Annotated in this window: 11 protein-coding genes; 7 read left to right on the plus strand and 4 right to left on the minus strand. The window is 51.4% G+C overall.

The features are described 5' to 3' along the window. Positions 1-24 precede the first annotated feature (24 nt). From E6C74_RS02460 to E6C74_RS02470, 3 genes are all read left to right on the plus strand, one after another. A complete protein-coding gene (locus tag E6C74_RS02460) occupies positions 25-978 on the plus strand; it encodes a TRAP transporter substrate-binding protein (RefSeq protein ID WP_206208365.1) in 954 nt (317 codons plus the stop codon). A gap of 70 nt (positions 979-1,048) precedes the next feature. Then, positions 1,049-1,585: a TRAP transporter small permease subunit gene (locus E6C74_RS02465; protein ID WP_168796935.1), complete on the plus strand. Its 537-nt coding sequence runs from the start codon at positions 1,049-1,051 to the stop codon at positions 1,583-1,585. Continuing rightward, positions 1,586-2,863: a TRAP transporter large permease gene (locus E6C74_RS02470; RefSeq protein WP_136483029.1), complete on the plus strand. Its 1,278-nt coding sequence runs from the start codon at positions 1,586-1,588 to the stop codon at positions 2,861-2,863. A 183-nt stretch (positions 2,864-3,046) separates the two neighbouring features. On the opposite strand, the gene E6C74_RS02475 is transcribed toward E6C74_RS02470, so the two are convergent. Further along, on the minus strand, positions 3,047-5,188 hold the full coding sequence (locus E6C74_RS02475) for a TonB-dependent receptor (RefSeq protein ID WP_136483031.1): 2,142 nt from the start codon (positions 5,186-5,188) through the stop codon (positions 3,047-3,049). Positions 5,189-5,543: 355 nt separating this feature from the next. Here E6C74_RS02475 and E6C74_RS02480 point away from each other — a divergent pair, with 355 nt between their 5' ends. The 4 genes from E6C74_RS02480 to arsC all read left to right on the plus strand — a co-directional run bounded on the left by E6C74_RS02480 (position 5,544) and on the right by arsC (position 10,400). Then, a complete protein-coding gene (locus tag E6C74_RS02480) occupies positions 5,544-7,916 on the plus strand; it encodes a glucose/quinate/shikimate family membrane-bound PQQ-dependent dehydrogenase (RefSeq protein ID WP_136483033.1) in 2,373 nt (790 codons plus the stop codon). A 309-nt stretch (positions 7,917-8,225) separates the two neighbouring features. Further along, the gene (gene arsH / locus E6C74_RS02485; protein WP_136483035.1) at positions 8,226-8,930 is read left to right on the plus strand and encodes an arsenical resistance protein ArsH; all 705 of its coding nucleotides are present in this window, start codon (positions 8,226-8,228) and stop codon (positions 8,928-8,930) included. 10 nt (positions 8,931-8,940) lie between these two features. Next, positions 8,941-9,987, plus strand: a complete 1,047-nt coding sequence (gene arsB, locus E6C74_RS02490; protein WP_136483037.1) for an ACR3 family arsenite efflux transporter — start codon at positions 8,941-8,943, stop codon at positions 9,985-9,987. Continuing rightward, positions 9,984-10,400: an arsenate reductase (glutaredoxin) gene (arsC, locus tag E6C74_RS02495; RefSeq protein WP_136483039.1), complete on the plus strand. Its 417-nt coding sequence runs from the start codon at positions 9,984-9,986 to the stop codon at positions 10,398-10,400. The genes arsB and arsC overlap by 4 nt, the downstream gene beginning before the upstream one ends. 128 nt (positions 10,401-10,528) lie before the next feature. Here the strand turns inward: arsC and E6C74_RS02500 are convergent, their stop codons facing one another. Genes E6C74_RS02500 through E6C74_RS02510 form a run of 3 tightly spaced genes read right to left on the minus strand, consistent with a single transcriptional unit; the run spans position 10,529 to position 15,956 of the window. Beyond that, a complete protein-coding gene (locus tag E6C74_RS02500) occupies positions 10,529-11,056 on the minus strand; it encodes a cupredoxin family protein (RefSeq protein ID WP_136483041.1) in 528 nt (175 codons plus the stop codon). Between the two features lie 2 nt (positions 11,057-11,058). Continuing rightward, positions 11,059-14,247: an efflux RND transporter permease subunit gene (locus E6C74_RS02505; RefSeq protein ID WP_240798113.1), complete on the minus strand. Its 3,189-nt coding sequence runs from the start codon at positions 14,245-14,247 to the stop codon at positions 11,059-11,061. Further along, positions 14,244-15,956: an efflux RND transporter periplasmic adaptor subunit gene (locus tag E6C74_RS02510; RefSeq protein ID WP_136483042.1), complete on the minus strand. Its 1,713-nt coding sequence runs from the start codon at positions 15,954-15,956 to the stop codon at positions 14,244-14,246. The genes E6C74_RS02505 and E6C74_RS02510 overlap by 4 nt, the downstream gene beginning before the upstream one ends.

Consider the following 15,956-nt stretch of genomic DNA (forward strand, 5'->3'; position numbering starts at 1 on the left):
ATAGAGGCAATAACGATGAAACTTATGACCAAAGCTTCCCTGCTTGCTCTGTCTGTGCTGTCGACGTCAGCATTCGCGGCAGACTACACACTGAAACTTGGCCACGTTGCCAATGAAGCACACGTATGGCACCAGGCATTCGTGCATTTCGCCGATACTGTTAATGAAAAGTCAAACGGCAGACTCAACATTGATATTTACCCAAACTCCCAGTTGGGTGCGGAACGTGATGTGATAAGTGGTATCCAACTTGGCACAGTGGATATGACCATGAGTGGTGAAACTCTGCAAAACTGGGCGCCTAAAGCCGCTCTTCTAGCCGTGCCTTACGCTATTCGTGACAGTGAACATATGGCGAAAGTCGCCAATGGCGAGATTGGTCATGAGATTGAAAAGCAGATCACTGAACGCACCGGTTTAGTTCCTATTACCTGGTTTGAACGTGGCGCACGTAACCTGACGTCGAACAAACCTGTGACCACGCCGGCGGATTTAAAAGGGATGACACTGCGTGTTCCTAATGTGCCAATTTTTGTTTCGACCTGGAGTGCTTTAGGTGCTAAACCGACGCCGATGGCATTTAGTGAAGTCTTTACCGCTTTGCAGCAGGGCACGGTGCATGGTCAGGAAAACCCATTGTCTCTGATCCAGAGTGCTTCTTTCTTCGAAGTACAAAAATATGTCAATAAAACTGAGCACGTGCGCAGTTGGATCTATGTGTTAATCGGCAAGCGTCAGTTGGACAAGCTGCCACAGGATCTGCAGACTATTTTGCTTGACAGTGCGAAAGAGATGCATACCTACGAGCATAAACTCGCGGTAGAGGCAGAAGCGAAACTGATCGATGAACTCAAAGCCGAAGGTATGCAGTTCCATGAGGTTGACCTAGAAAAATTCCGTGAGTTGGCTATCCCAGCGGTGAAAAACAGCCTGAAAGGTGATGTATTAGCGCTGTTTGAACAGATTCAAAAGCTGTAATTCCCGCTTTAAGCAAAGGGGGAGCCTGGCTCCCCCGTAATACGGAACACTGGGGTAGAGTATGGACGTTATGAATGTAAACAATGTCAATAAAAACCGGGGTTTTTCGCCGCCTTTGACCTGGGTGATCAAGATTGAGAATGGGGCCGAAAAGTTATTGGGATTGGGTGCGGTTGCCGGCATCGTTGCACTGTGTGGCGTGGTAATGTTGCAGATTTTCGGACGATTGTTCATGGATGTGCCGCCGGTCTGGACTGAGGAATTGTCACGTTATCTGTTCAGCGGTACGGTCGCATTGACGATAGGTATTGCTTACAAGCGCGGTGAGCTCGTGGCTGTGGATCTGCTGTGTAACTCGCTTAATCAACGTAACGCACATTTTTTTAATGCGTTTGTCGCGCTGGTCATTTTTGTTTTTGGTTTGGTTTTATATCCTTCTGCAGTGCAGTTTACCCAGATAGGTGAATACCAGATGTCTCCAACCATGTTTTTTCCGATGAGCTATGTATTTGGTTCCACTATTTTAATTTTGCTGAACCTGATGTTTTTCGCACTGCTGGCATTTATCCGCCACTTACTGAGTGCCTTTCATGGTGGAGATATTTAAATGGAAGTTGTTATTTTATTTGCCGTCTTTTTTGTTCTCCTGTTTGTCGGTTTACCGATTGCGATTACCTTGGCTTTATCAGCGATGGCATATCTGCTGATGATGGATATTCCCTTAACCGTCATTCCGCAGAAAATGTATGCGGGCATGGATAGCTTTGTACTATTGTGCGTGCCGGGCTTTATTTTGGCCGGTAACCTGATGAACCGCGGTAACATCACGGAGCAGATCATTAACGTCAGCAACGCCATGGTCGGGCATATCAGAGGTGGGCTTGGACTGGCTAACGTTGCCGGTTCTATGTTGTTTGGTGGCGTGTCTGGCACTGCAGTTGCTGATACGGCATCGATCGGTGGCGTAATGATCCCCGGCATGGCGAGGGCGGGATACGACAAGCCATTTTCTGCTGCTGTCACAGCGGCGTCTTCGACTATCGGGCCTATTATTCCGCCAAGCGTACCGATGATTATTGTCGGGACACTGACGGGTATTTCTGTGGGCCAGATGTTTCTGGCCGGGGCGATCCCGGGTCTGTTGCTCGGCTTTGGGATGATGATTACGGTGTATATTCTGGCGGTGAAGCGTAATTACCCGAAAGAAGAGAAAGTTTCTTTTAAACAATTAATGATAGAGATGCGTCGCAGCAGCTGGGCTATATCTCTGACTATGCTGATTCTGGTCGGCATCATTGGCGGATTCTTCACACCGACAGAAGCTTCTGTTGTTGCTGCTTTTTATGCATTGATCATCGGTCTTTATGTCTACCGCGGCCTAAAATGGAAAGAGGTACCATCGGTGCTGATTGCTACTGCAGTAACCAGTGCGTCTCTTTTGATTTTGGTTGGTTTTGCTAATGTGTTCGGTTGGATACTGACCTCGGAGCGTATTCCGCAGATGATTGCCGATGCGATTCTGACGCTGAGTGAAAATAAGCTGGTGGTGCTGTTGATCATCAACCTGTTGTTGTTACTGGTTGGTTCGTTTATGGAAACCATTGCCGCGCTGATTATTTTGTTCCCGACTCTACTCGGAGTGGCGACTTCAGTTGGGGTCGACCCGGTGCACTTTGGTATTATTGCGGTATTGAATCTGATGATTGGCCTGTCGACACCGCCGGTGGGAGTATGCCTGTTTGTGGCTTCCTCGATAGGCGGTATATCGATGGAAAAAGTAGCCAGGGCGATTGTTCCGTTTCTGGTGTGCAACATTATCGTGTTGATGATGGTGACTTACATACCGGCTATCTCGTTGTGGCTTCCAAGTATGTTTTATCGTTAGTTAACTTCGATTAAATGATTATAAAGGGATAACCATCAGGCTATCCCTTTTGCTTTTCGTAACAGCAGACTCAAGAGAGATTTCAGCGGACAAGAATCCAGTGCAGTTCAGAGTGGACCTGTTTGCCGCCTGAAATGGACGGGATTTGCGTGCTCAGTCTGAGATCGTCACCGTCTGTTTCATTCAGTCAAAGCTGTAGCTTGCCGTCAGGCCAACGCCATAGTTGCGACCCGGTGCCGGTTCATAGTAGCGGCCGTAGGTATCATTGACGCTGACGTTACCGGAGTAATTACGGTCAAACAGATTATCGACGCGCACAAAAGCGTTGAACAGCCATTGGTCAAGCTCATATTTGTAGCCGCTGCTCAGGGACGACACTGCGTAAGAGGAAAGGTGTTCTGAGTTGTCATCATTGACATAAGTGCGGCCAAAAAACTGAACATCGGCTTTACCGTACCAGCCCACCTGAGGTTGATAGCCCAGAGACGCATAGCCTACCTGGCTGGCTACTCCCGGCAGGTAGTTATCGCTCAGATTGTTGCATCCGCTGTCATCGCATTGGTTATCGCGGAACTTCGCTTCGATATAAGACCAGGCCAGCATCAGTTGCCAGTCATCCATAAAACGCTGCTGATAGGCGGCTTCTACGCCACGACGGCGGGTCTTGCCTGCGTTGGTGTAGGTTGTACGACCATTGGCACTGTCATCGACGATGATTTCATCATCGGTATCGGTCTGGAACAGGGCGAAGGTCAGCAGACCGCCATCCACGGCTTTTTTGGTACCGATTTCCAGGGTGGTATTGGTGGATGGTTGTAAAGCCAGATTCAGACCACCCAGGCCCGCGTTGCTGTACGAAAGCTCGGTGATGGTCGGGGTTTCGAATCCACGACCAATCGAGGTGTACACGTTCCAGTCAGGGCGGATATCGTATTGCAGCGAGGCGGCTGGCAGCCATTCATGGTAGCTGGTGCTACCGCTGTCATCACCGTTATCCGCGGTGACGTACTGGTCGTTCGAGTCGAAGTAAACCGAGCTATAACGCAGGCCGAAATCGAGACGCAGTGCCTGAGTCAGTTGCCAGGAGGTTTGCACATACGGGTCGAGGTTCCACATCAGGTTACGCTCTTTACGACGCAAATCGCCTTTTACCCCTGTGGTGTAGTCGCCGCCGTTTTCTACGTAGTTTTCATAGCCACGACGATGCTCTTTCATGTTTTCATAATCGAAGCCGCTGGTGACAGTGAATGGCACACTAAATGTGTCATTACTGTGAGTCCAGCGTGTATCAATGCCCTGGTATTCACGGGTCAGGTCGACCACACCACCGGCATGCAGTGGGTTGCTTTCCTGAGTTGAGTAGGGAATTGCCTGGTATTGATTCATTTTACGTTCACCGGCATAGCCGGTCACGCTGAGTTGGTCGTTGTCGGTCAGTTCACGATCGTAGCGCAGGCCGACCTGGGTCTGATTGATATTCTTACGGGTGTTGTAGGTATAAACCGCATCGCGGGCCTGGCTTGGATTATTTTTCCAGTCACTGCGGTTGAGTGTGCCCGGATCGTAGGCATCCAGGTCAACGGTATTGAGGATCAGAGTCGCGCTGCTTTTATCATCAATAATGACATTCAGCTTGGCGTTAGCGATGTTTTTGTCTGCCGAGCTGTGATCGCGAAATCCGTGGGTCGCAAAACGGGTACCTGAAACAGTGTAATTAACGTCTCCCGGTTCGTAACCGCTACCAATACTACCGGTCGCCTTAACGCCATAGCGCCAAGTGCCGTAACTGCCGTAGTAGCTGCTCATTTCAACCCGGTTTGGCTGAGCGCCGGTTTCGGTTTCGATATTAATCACGCCGCCGGAAGAGTTGCCGTATAACGCGGAAAACGGACCGCGCAAAACCGTCATACTATCAATTGAGCTGATATCGATATTTGAGGTTTGCGACTGGCCGTCCGGCATGGTTGCGGGAATACCGTCTACATACATACGAATGCCGCGCACACCATATCTCGCCCGAGCACCGTAACCGCGAATAGAGATTTGCAGATCCTGAGCGTAGTTGTGGCGATTGCGGATAAGCAGGCCCGGGATACCTGAGGTATTTTCTGACAGGTTGATGCCTGCACTTGCGTCGCGCAATTCATCGCCATACACCACACTCAAAGCGGCGGGAGTGTCAAATTCTGACAGTTTTTGCGAAGAAGCGCTGATGACCATGGTTTCCATCGGCTCAGTGTCAGCACTTTTTTCATCGGCGGCCAGGGTACCGAAGGCTGGCAAAAGCAATACCAGCATTCTGGTATCAAGATTGTTTCGTTTCATTGCTGTTCCGTTTCTGTTGGTGTTTTAGGTTGTCACCCAGACAAAGCGGCAGTTTAAATATGTACATCAGTGCTTAGTGTGTCTAAATTTAAAACAGTCAGTATCGATATGCGTTAAACTGCCGACAGAATGGTGTACGATATACCTGTCAGGTCATGTATCCAGATAGAGAATTTAACGCCAATTAAACTTTCCCTAACAAATCTGATTGTCTAAATCTACCGAACCGATCATAATTATGTAACGAAGTGTAAAAGAATTACAGCGAAAAATTACATTCCAACCTAGGAGAATGCACGTCATGCCTGAAAAACCTGTTCAGTCAACACCGAAGTTAAAACTTTGGAGTTGGCTAATGGCGATTATCCTGGCTTGTGTCGGCCTGTTCTTTACTATAGCAGGTGCCAAGCTAGTTTCATTGGGAGGTAGTCTTTACTTCCTCATCGCCGGTATCATCACTCTTGTTTCCGCCATCCAATTTTTCCGAGTTCGTTCCTCTGCCGTGACTGTTTTCGGCCTTGTTTTCATCGGAACACTCATCTGGGCTTTAGCCGATGTTGGCATTGACTTCTGGCCGCTGGTTTCACGTCTTATGGTTCCTGCGGGCCTGATGATGCTGGCTCTGGTGACCTGGCCGTTCCTGCGCGCCAGTGAGAGTAAGTCGTCTTGCAGCAAGCCATCTTTTACCCTTGCTGGTGTGATTCTGGTATGTATGGTGGCAACTCTGGTCAGCATGTTCCAGCCACACCCGACGGTTGATAACGGCAGCGAATTACCTCTGATCCCTGTGACCAAGGAAACTCAGCAGAAAAACTGGGAACACTATGGCAACACGGTTGAAGGCAGCCGTTTTGTTGCACTGGATCAGATCACGCGTGATAACGTTAAAGATCTGAAAGTCGCCTGGACTTACCGTACCGGTGATATCGCATACAGTAATGGTAACGGTGCTGAAGATCAGCAAACACCGCTGCAAGTGGGCAACCGTATCTTCCTGTGTACGCCGCACAACAATGTTATCGCGGTAGACGCCGATTCTGGTAAAGAGATCTGGAAGCATGAGTTTAACGCTCAGGCACAGGTCTGGAACCGCTGTCGTGGTGTGACTTATTTTGATACTACGCGTCCGGTTCAGCAGCCAACGGTTCCTGGTTCCACTCCGGTAAAAATCATGGATGTAGCGGCTGAATCTCAGTGTCAGCAGCGCATCATCATGAACACCATCAACGCAGAGCTGGTCGAACTCGATGCCAACACGGGTGAGCTTTGTACCAGTTTTGGTGACAACGGTATGGTTGATCTGAAAAAAGGCATGGGTGATGCCTCGGATCCGACTTATCAGCTGACCGCAGCACCGACTTTGGCCGGCACCACGATTGTGATTGGTGGCCGCGTTGCCGATAACGTGCAAACGGATATGCCTGGTGGCGTCATGCGTGGCTTTGACGCATACACGGGTGAAATGCGTTGGGCATTTGACCCGCGTAACCCTAACCCGAATGCAGAACTGCAGGAAGGTGAAACTTACAAACGCAGCTCGGCTAACTCGTGGTCGGCGATGTCGTATGATCCGGCGATGAACACCGTGTTCATCCCAATGGGTAGCCCGTCAGTTGACTTGTGGGGAGCAAACCGTACTGAGCTGGACCACAAATACTCAACCTCGGTACTGGCGCTGGATGCGACAACCGGTGAAGAGAAGTGGGTATACCAGACAGTTCACAATGACCTTTGGGACTTCGACGTTCCAATGCAGCCAAGCCTGATCGATTTCCCGATGGAAGACGGTTCGACTAAACCGGCAGTGATTGTTGGCACTAAAGCGGGTCAGATCTTCGTGCTGGATCGTCAGACTGGTCAGCCATTGACGAAAGTTGAAGAGCGTAAAGTTAAAGTCGGTGATATCCCGAACGAACAGTACTCTGAAACTCAGCCGTTCTCGGTAGGTATGCCGCAAATTGGCGCGCAAACACTGACTGAGTCGGACATGTGGGGTGCAACACCGTTTGACCAATTGATCTGTCGTATTCAATTCAAGTCAATGCGTTACGATGGTTTGTTTACGGTTCCGGGCACTGACCTGTCGCTGAGCTTCCCTGGCTCTTTGGGCGGGATGAACTGGGGCAGCATGTCGTTTGACCCGAATAATCAATACGCGTTTGTGAACGATATGCGTCTGGGTCTGTGGGTACAAATGATTAAGCAAGACACCAGCAACGCGCAAGCCAGCAGTGGTGGTGAAGCGGTGAACGCTGGTATGGGCGCAGTGCCTCTCAAAGGTACGCCGTATGCCGTGAACAAAAACCGCTTTATGTCACCTCTGGGTATTCCGTGTCAGAAACCGCCGTTTGGTACGCTATCTGCGATTGACCTGAAAACGCGTCAGGTCGTTTGGCAAGTGCCGGTTGGTACGGTTGAAGATACTGGCCCGTTCGGAATTAAGATGAAAGCGCCGATCCCGGTTGGTCTGCCAACGTTAGGTGGTACGCTGGCTACTCAGGGTGGCCTGGTGTTCATCGCTGGTACTCAGGATTACTACTTGCGTGCATTTGACTCTGCGACTGGTGAGCCAGTGTGGAAAGCGCGTCTGCCGGTTGGTAGTGGCGCCACACCAATGAGCTATGTTTCGCCGCAAACAGGTAAGCAGTACATCCTGATTACCGCCGGTGGCGCTCGTCAGTCACCAGACCGCGGTGATTACGTGATTGCTTACGCGCTGGATGACTAATCATCTGTGAATTGTGACGTTATCGCAAAGCCAACCTTAACCGGTTGGCTTTTTTTGTGTACATTTCCCATCATTTGGGCGTCATTCACGCCGCACGCCACCGATGGCCTGGATGATTTAACACAGGAAAGCGGGGCATAGCTGAGTATGTGGCGGGCTGTCACGGTTTTGTCATTGACTTGTCATGTATCTTATATATGCTAATCCATATATACGGTATTTCGCATTTGTTCGTTGGCTGTCACAGCCCAAATGTAATATCGACTGACTATCATTATGACTCTCTAACATTAGGCCAAGGTATTCGCCATGTCATTACCTAATATCGATGAATCCCTGTTTCATCTTCCCCAACCATCGCAACTTGCTGCTCCTCGTTCAACTCACGCTCCGCGTATTCTTCTTATGTACGGCTCGTTACGAGAGCGTTCATACAGCCGTCTGGTGGTAGAAGAGTGTGCGCGTTTGCTCGAGCGTATGGGCGCTGAAGTGAAAGTCTTTGATCCGCAAGGTCTGCCTTTACCAGACAGTGTCGATGCGAGTCACCCTAAAGTCGCGGAATTGCGCGAGCTGGTAACCTGGTCAGAAGGCCAGGTATGGTGTTCTCCGGAGCGGCATGGTTCCATGACTGCCATCATGAAAGCCCAGATCGACTGGATCCCGCTTTCAATTGGTGCGGTGCGCCCAACCCAGGGGAAAACTCTGGCTGTGATGCAGGTATGTGGCGGTTCACAATCGTTTAACGCGGTGAATCAGCTGCGTGTATTAGGGCGCTGGATGCGGATGATCACCATTCCGAACCAGTCTTCGGTGGCAAAAGCCTTCTTGGAGTTTGATGATGAAGGCCGGATGAAGCCGTCGGGTTACTACAACCGCATCGTTGATGTGATGGAAGAGCTGATGAAGTTTACCTGGTTGACGCGTGACAACAGTGATTATCTGGTGGATCGATATTCTGAGCGGGTGGAAAGTGCTGAGCAACTGATGCAGCGCGTTAACCAGAAAGAGATTTAGGAGCAAATCGATGGGACTTTTTGAACGTTATCTGACTGTTTGGGTCGGTTTAGCCATTATTGGTGGTATTGCGTTAGGCAGTGTGGCGCCTGATGTGTTTGCCGCCATCGCCGGGCTGGAATATGCGCATGTGAACATCGTGATCGCGCTACTGATCTGGCTGATGATTTTTCCGATGATGGTGCAGATTGACTTCTCTTCCATTAAGGATGTGGGTAAAAAACCGAAAGGGCTGGTACTGACTCTGGTCATCAACTGGCTGATTAAGCCGTTTACCATGGCGCTGCTGGGCTGGCTGTTTTTCAAAGGTCTGTTCGCGGACTGGGTTGACCCGCAAACTGCGAGTGAATACATCGCCGGGATGATTCTGCTGGGTGTCGCGCCGTGCACGGCAATGGTGTTTGTCTGGAGTCAACTGACCAAAGGCGATGCCAACTACACTCTGGTGCAGGTGTCGATTAATGACATCATCATGATTTTTGCCTTTGCACCGATTGCCGGCTTCCTGCTCGGGGTGACTGATATCACCGTACCGTGGGATACGTTGCTGCTGTCTGTGGTACTGTATGTTCTGATCCCGCTGCTGGCGGGGGCCTTTACGCGCCAGAAACTGGATAAAGCCAATGACCACTCAAGGCTTAATAGCTTCCTTGCCACGATGAAACCCTGGTCGATTGTCGGCCTGCTGGCCACGGTTGTGCTGTTGTTTGGTTTTCAGGCTGAAACTATTTTGCAGCGCCCGGAAGCCATTCTGCTCATCGCGATTCCACTGCTGATCCAGACCTACAGCATTTTTGCCATTGCTTACTGGGCGGCGAAGCGCATGCAATTACCGCACAATGTTGCTGCGCCGGCCTGCATGATTGGCACATCGAATTTCTTTGAACTGGCGGTCGCCGTTGCCGTCTCTCTGTTCGGACTGCACTCAGGGGCGGCCCTGGCAACCGTGGTTGGCGTGCTGGTCGAAGTGCCGGTAATGCTGTCGCTGGTCTGGTTTGCCAATCGCACCCGCCATTGGTTTGGTCCTGTTAATGCATCTTCGGAGCAATCAAAATGATCGTAATTCACCACAATCCAGAATGTGGCACATCACGTAATGTGCTGAGTATTATTGAGCAAGCCGGCTATCAGCCGGAAGTGATCGAGTATCTCAATGAAGGCTGGACCCGCCCGCAGTTGCTGGCGTTGTTTGCCGCTGCCAACCTGACACCGAAAAGTGCGTTGCGCACCAGTAAGTCACCGGCTAAAGAGCTGGGTCTGATGGAAGAGGGTGTTACCGACGAGCAGATCCTGGCTGCCATGCTGGAGCATCCGGTGCTGGTTAACCGTCCGATCGTATGCAGTGAAAAAGGCGTTAAGCTGTGTCGCCCGAGTGAGCTGGTACTGGATCTGCTCGAGCAATGGCCGCCGGGCCCGCTGTACAAAGAAGACGGCGAGCTGATCCTTGATGAGCAGGGTAACCGCGTATAAATGCAGTTGTGCAGCCGCTGGTCAGCCTACCGTTGACCTGACACAGACAAAACCGCCCTGAAGCCGATAAGGCTCCATGGCGGTTTTTTATTTCACGCTATCTGTAACCTGACAGCTCCCCTTGCGTATCAAAGCGCGATTTTCTTCACCATCCCTGCCTCAGCATGGCCTGGCATATTACAGGCAAATTCGACATTGTTGTCACCGTGGAAGTGCCACATCAGCTGCTTTGCCTTACCTGGCTGTACGGTCACGGTACTGCCGGAATCATGCATATGGTGGTCAATCATGTTTTTCATCATATCGCGGTGTTTAAGTTGTTCACTGGCGGATCCAATTGAGAATTCGTGATCGATTTTACCGGTATTCATGATGACAAACTGCACCACGTCATTGGGCTCAATGTCGACTTCTTTCTTGAAAGTGACTTTCATATCATCGGAGAGCAGGACATGCACCACTTTGTCTGGTTTGGCGCCTTGGGCCGGCATACCGACCGCAGACATACCGTCCGTATTCATCATGGCAGAGTGATTCATTTTGCTGTTGTCCGTCATCATTGCACTGTGGTCTATACCTGCATGATCAGTATTCTTATTGGCCAGTGTATACCAAGAAGCCAGGGCAAGTGTGATTGCCAGAGCGAGAGTCTTCATTGTTATTTCCTTATGTTTGAGTCATTGCTAACAACGACCTGAGGGGTTGATGTAGGTCGAATGGTTTGAGGTTGTTTAAGTTCACGCTGTTTCCACAGCCGGAAAATGGCCGGGATGATCAGCAGGGTTAACAGCAGCGCTGATGCCATACCGCCGATCATTGGTGCGGCAATGCGTTGCATCACTTCAGAACCGGTACCATGGCCGTACATAATCGGCACCAGGCCAATGATCACGGTCAGTACGGTCATCATGACCGGGCGCACGCGTAAACCGGCGCCTTCTCTGATCGCCCGGTTCAAATCATCGCTGTCTGGGATGTGCTGCTTTTGCGCTGCATCGATTTTGGCGTAGTGCCAGGCCTGATTAAGGTAGACCAGCATGATCACGCCGATTTCCACCGCAACACCGGCTAGGGCAATGAAACCGACCCCGACTGCAATCGACAGGTTGTAGCCGAGCAGGTGCATCAGCCACAATCCGCCGACCATGGCCAGCGGTAGCGTTACCATGATGATGAGCACTTCTCCAAGGCGACGGAAGCTGAAGTAGAGCAATAGCATGATGATGGTCAGAGTGACCGGTACCACGATACTGAGCCTGTCTTTAGCGCGCTGCATGTACTCATACTGACCTGCCCAGGTCAGGGCATAGCTAGGTGGCAGAGTCAGTTGCTGAGCGACAATTTGCTGCGCTTCAGTGACGTAAGATCCAAGATCGCGACCTTCAATGTCGACGAACACCCAGCCATTCGGTCGTGCATTTTCGGTTTTGATCATCGGCGGTCCGTCTTCGTAGCGGATATCGGCGACATCAGCCAGGGCAATACGTGCACCGCTTGGCGTAACAAGTGGCAGGTTCTGCAATTTCACCACCGAGTCGCGATAATCCTGCGGATAACGTACGTTAATCGGATAACGTTCCAGCCCTTCGACTGTTTCACCAACATTCATACCGCCGACTGCGGTGGAAATCACCTGCTGGACATCTTTGATATTCAGACCGTAACGCGCTGCAGCCCGGCGCTTGATACCCACCGTGACATAGCGTCCACCAGCAACGCGTTCGGCGTAAACGGAAGCGGTACCGCTGATTTGATTCAGAATTGGCTCAATCTGCGCGCCAATCTTCTCTATGGTCGCCAGTTCCGGACCGACGATTTTGATGCCAATCGGGGTTTTGATTCCGGTCGCCAGCATGTCGATACGGGTTTTGATCGGCATTACCCAGGCATTGGTCAGGCCCGGAAACTGCACCAGACTGTCGAACTCTTTGCGTAATGAATCGGTGGTGACACCTTCGCGCCACTCTGCCTTTGGTTTTAGCTGAATCACAGTTTCCAGCATGGTCAGCGGTGCCGGGTCGGTCGCGGTTTCGGCGCGGCCGATCTTGCCCCACACGGTTTTGACCTCAGGCACGGTTTTGATCAGTTTGTTGGTTTGCTGCAGCAGTTCGCGTGCTTTACCAATTGATATCCCCGGGTACGTGGTCGGCATATACATCAGATCGCCTTCATCCAGTGGCGGGATGAATTCACTGCCCAGTTTGCTGGCCGGATAGTAGGCTGACAGCATCAGTACCACGGCAAAGGTAATTATCGTCTTCGGGTAACGCAGGCTGAGCTTAAGCAGCGGTCGGTATAAGCCAACCAAACTACGGTTGACCGGATTTTTGTGTTCTGGCAATACCTTGCCGCGAATGAAGTAGCCCATCAGGACCGGAACCAGGGTAATCGCGAGGCCAGCAGAAGCCGCCATGGCATAGGTTTTTGTGAAGGCGAGGGGAGAGAACATTTTCCCTTCCTGACCTTCTAAAGCAAAAACCGGTACAAAGCTCAAGGTAATGATCAGCAGCGAGAAAAATAGTGGCGGGCCGACTTCCTGTGCTGCCTGGCCGATCACCTGCCAGCGGTTCTGATCGTTAAGCGGGGTACGTTCAATATGCTTGTGCACGTTTTCGATCATCACAATCGCCCCATCCACCATGGCGCCAATCGCTATCGCAATACCACCGAGTGACATGATATTAGCGTTGATCCCCTGCCAGTGCATGACGATGAATGCCGACAAAATGCCTATCGGCAGACTGATAGCAATGACCAAGGATGAGCGGATGTGGAACAGGAACAGGGCACAGACAATAGCCACCACGATGAACTCTTCCGCCAGCTTCTTCCACAGGTTCTCGACGGCGGAATTGATCAGAGTAGAGCGGTCATAGGTCGGCACAATTTCGACGCCATCCGGCAGGCTACGTTGAAGTTCGGCCAGTTTCTGTTTGACGTTGGCAATCACCTGACTGGCGTTCTCACCGTAGCGCATGACAATCACCGCGCCCACAGCTTCGCCTTCTCCGTTCAGCTCCGAGATGCCACGCCGCATTTGCGGGCCAAGGGTGATATCGGCAATATCACCAAGCAACAAAGGGGTTCCTTTACTGGTCACTTTAAGCGGCAGGGCCAGGATATCTTCAATACTCGACAGATAACCGGTTGTACGCACCATATGTTCAGCTTCTGCGACTTCAATCACCGATGCGCCGGTTTCCTGATTACCGTTTTTGATCGCCGTATTGACTTGTTGCAATGTCAGGTTATAAGCGCGCAGCTTGGCCGGGTCGATCTGAATCTGATACTGCTTGACCATGCCGCCGACCGTAGCTACTTCCGACACTCCGGACACAGTCTGCAGTTCATACTTCAGAAACCAGTCCTGCAGGCTACGCAGCTGAGCCAGGTCATGCTGGCCGGTTTTGTCCTGCAGAACATAGTTGTACACCCATCCGACACCGGTGGCATCCGGGCCGAGAGTCGGTTTAGCATTGTCCGGCAGACGCGGTGCCACCTGACTGAGGTACTCGAGCACGCGTGAGCGAGCCCAGTACATGTCGGTCTGATCGTTGAAAATGATGTAGACATACGAGTCGCCAAAGAACGAATAACCGCGCACGGTGACCGCCCCCGGCACCGCCAGCATGGCAGTCGTCAGCGGGTAAGTGACCTGATCTTCCACCACCTGCGGCGCCTGACCCGGATAGCTGGTTTTAATGATGACCTGCACATCAGACAGATCAGGCAGGGCATCAACCGGTGTGTTTTTGACACTGTACAGACCGCCCAGTATCAGAGCTATGGTGGCAATCAGTACCAGCAGACGATTGTTGAGTGACCAGCGGATAATGGCATTGATCATTGCTCGCCTCCGGTTTTTTCAATCGTCTTCAGAGCGAAATCGGCACCTTGTTTAGTGACCAGAAACCGAACGCTATCGCCTTCTTCCAGACCGCTCAGGTCAACGTCGTTTCCGACGCTAAAGTTCATTTCACCGGCTTGCCAGTTCCACTCTTTCACCGCTTCGTGATTCACAGTGACCATACCAAAGTCGGTCATCAGCATGCTGATATTGCCGCGCATCCACACTTCTGCTGCCAATACGCTGTCATCGGCTTTGTAATCGAGAATTTCATAGCCGCCATCGGCGGTTTTCTGTAACTCAAACTCAATCGCCTGGCCGGGTTGCAACCGCGATGCGTCAAGGCCTGCGGCCAGATTGAAATTCATCGTCATGCCCGGCCAGTCCCACTCTGGTACTGGTTGGTGAATGATAGTGACCATGCCGTGATCGGCCATTACATCGCTGATTTCCCCTTTGGCCCAGATCCGGTCGGTATTTTGTGTCTTATCATCCACGCCGTTGATGCGCGCCAGATCAGCCGACTGACTTGATTCTGAGTCAAGCAGGAAGTGAGCGGAGGTGACAATCCTGTCTTGCTGTGTCAGTCCTTGCAGCACTTCGGTCTGACCGCCTGCTTCGCGCCCGGCTTCAATTCGTGCCGAGCGATATTTACCTTCTCCCAGCGCTAATACCACCCGGGTCATGCCACCGGAGCGGATAACCGCTGAAGACGGTATGGTCAGTACCGATTCTTCGGTCATCGGTTGCAGGGTGATGTTGGCAAACATGTTCGGTTTAAGTTTGTGGTGCGGATTGGCGAATTTGAGCCTCAGGCGCAGAGTACGGGTTTGCGGGTCGAGAATCGGATAGACATAATCGACTTCTCCCTGCCATTGCTCGCCAGGTAAAGCGCCCAGTGTCATGAGTGCTTTACTGCCAGATTTGACCCAATGCGACTGGCGCTCAAATACTTCGGCATCGACCCACACCTCGTTCAGCGGACCTGCGCTGATCACGGCCTGAGCCGGTTGCAGGTAGCCGCCTTGACGAATATTGAGACTGGCGATAACACCATCGGATTTGGCTTTGACCTCAATGAAATCAGAAGCTTTTCCCCGTCGGACAATGGCTTGAATTTGTGCCCGGTCGACGCCTAGGGTGATGAGACGATCGGTTGCCCCTTTAACTAAACCACTGCGGCCGGTCCGATAAGCGTTGAGCAGTTCTTGCTGCGCTTTGATTAATTCAGGAGAATAAAGTGTGAATAATACATCGTCTTTGTGGACCTGATCGCCGACTGCATTGACGTTCAGCTGCTCAACCCAGCCAGCGACCCGCACGTTGGTCTGCCACAGACGACTTTCATCAAATCCGATATAGCCGACAGTGTCTATACTGGGGGATAGGGGACCCATGGCGACTGGCGCGCTTTTAACCCCGAGGTTATTTTCAACCGCTGGATTGATAGTGACGGTACCCGGTGCTTCCTTGGTACCGGTCAGATCCTCGGCATACACTGGGATTAAATCCATACCCATCGGCGATTTGCCCGGTTTATCCCGTTTGTAGTTCGGATCCATCGGTGCCACCCAGTACAAAGGGTGGTTGCTGGCACTGCTTGCCTGTGCGCCTGAGCTGTTGTGGCCGTGGCTCACCCAAGACCGGACTCCGTATCCCAACGCGGCGCCGATGACTAGCGCGATTGCCGTTACCTGAATTGTTTTCAT

Source organism: Vibrio sp. H11 (assembly GCF_004804295.1).
In the GTDB taxonomy this organism is placed as follows: Bacteria; Pseudomonadota; Gammaproteobacteria; order Enterobacterales; family Vibrionaceae; genus Vibrio; species Vibrio ostreae.

Excerpts from the sequence above, each read along its gene's own strand:
- arsC (WP_136483039.1), top strand. The coding sequence starts at position 9,984 with ATGATCGTAATTCACCACAATCCAGAATGTGGCACATCACGTAATGTG.
- E6C74_RS02475 (WP_136483031.1), bottom strand. The coding sequence starts at position 5,188 with ATGAAACGAAACAATCTTGATACCAGAATGCTGGTATTGCTTTTGCCA.
- arsB (WP_136483037.1), top strand. The coding sequence starts at position 8,941 with ATGGGACTTTTTGAACGTTATCTGACTGTTTGGGTCGGTTTAGCCATT.
- E6C74_RS02460 (WP_206208365.1), top strand. The coding sequence starts at position 25 with ATGACCAAAGCTTCCCTGCTTGCTCTGTCTGTGCTGTCGACGTCAGCA.
- arsH (WP_136483035.1), top strand. The coding sequence starts at position 8,226 with ATGTCATTACCTAATATCGATGAATCCCTGTTTCATCTTCCCCAACCA.
- E6C74_RS02505 (WP_240798113.1), bottom strand. The coding sequence starts at position 14,247 with ATGATCAATGCCATTATCCGCTGGTCACTCAACAATCGTCTGCTGGTA.
- E6C74_RS02510 (WP_136483042.1), bottom strand. The coding sequence starts at position 15,956 with ATGAAAACAATTCAGGTAACGGCAATCGCGCTAGTCATCGGCGCCGCG.
- E6C74_RS02465 (WP_168796935.1), top strand. The coding sequence starts at position 1,049 with ATGAATGTAAACAATGTCAATAAAAACCGGGGTTTTTCGCCGCCTTTG.
- E6C74_RS02480 (WP_136483033.1), top strand. The coding sequence starts at position 5,544 with ATGGCGATTATCCTGGCTTGTGTCGGCCTGTTCTTTACTATAGCAGGT.
- E6C74_RS02470 (WP_136483029.1), top strand. The coding sequence starts at position 1,586 with ATGGAAGTTGTTATTTTATTTGCCGTCTTTTTTGTTCTCCTGTTTGTC.
- E6C74_RS02500 (WP_136483041.1), bottom strand. The coding sequence starts at position 11,056 with ATGAAGACTCTCGCTCTGGCAATCACACTTGCCCTGGCTTCTTGGTAT.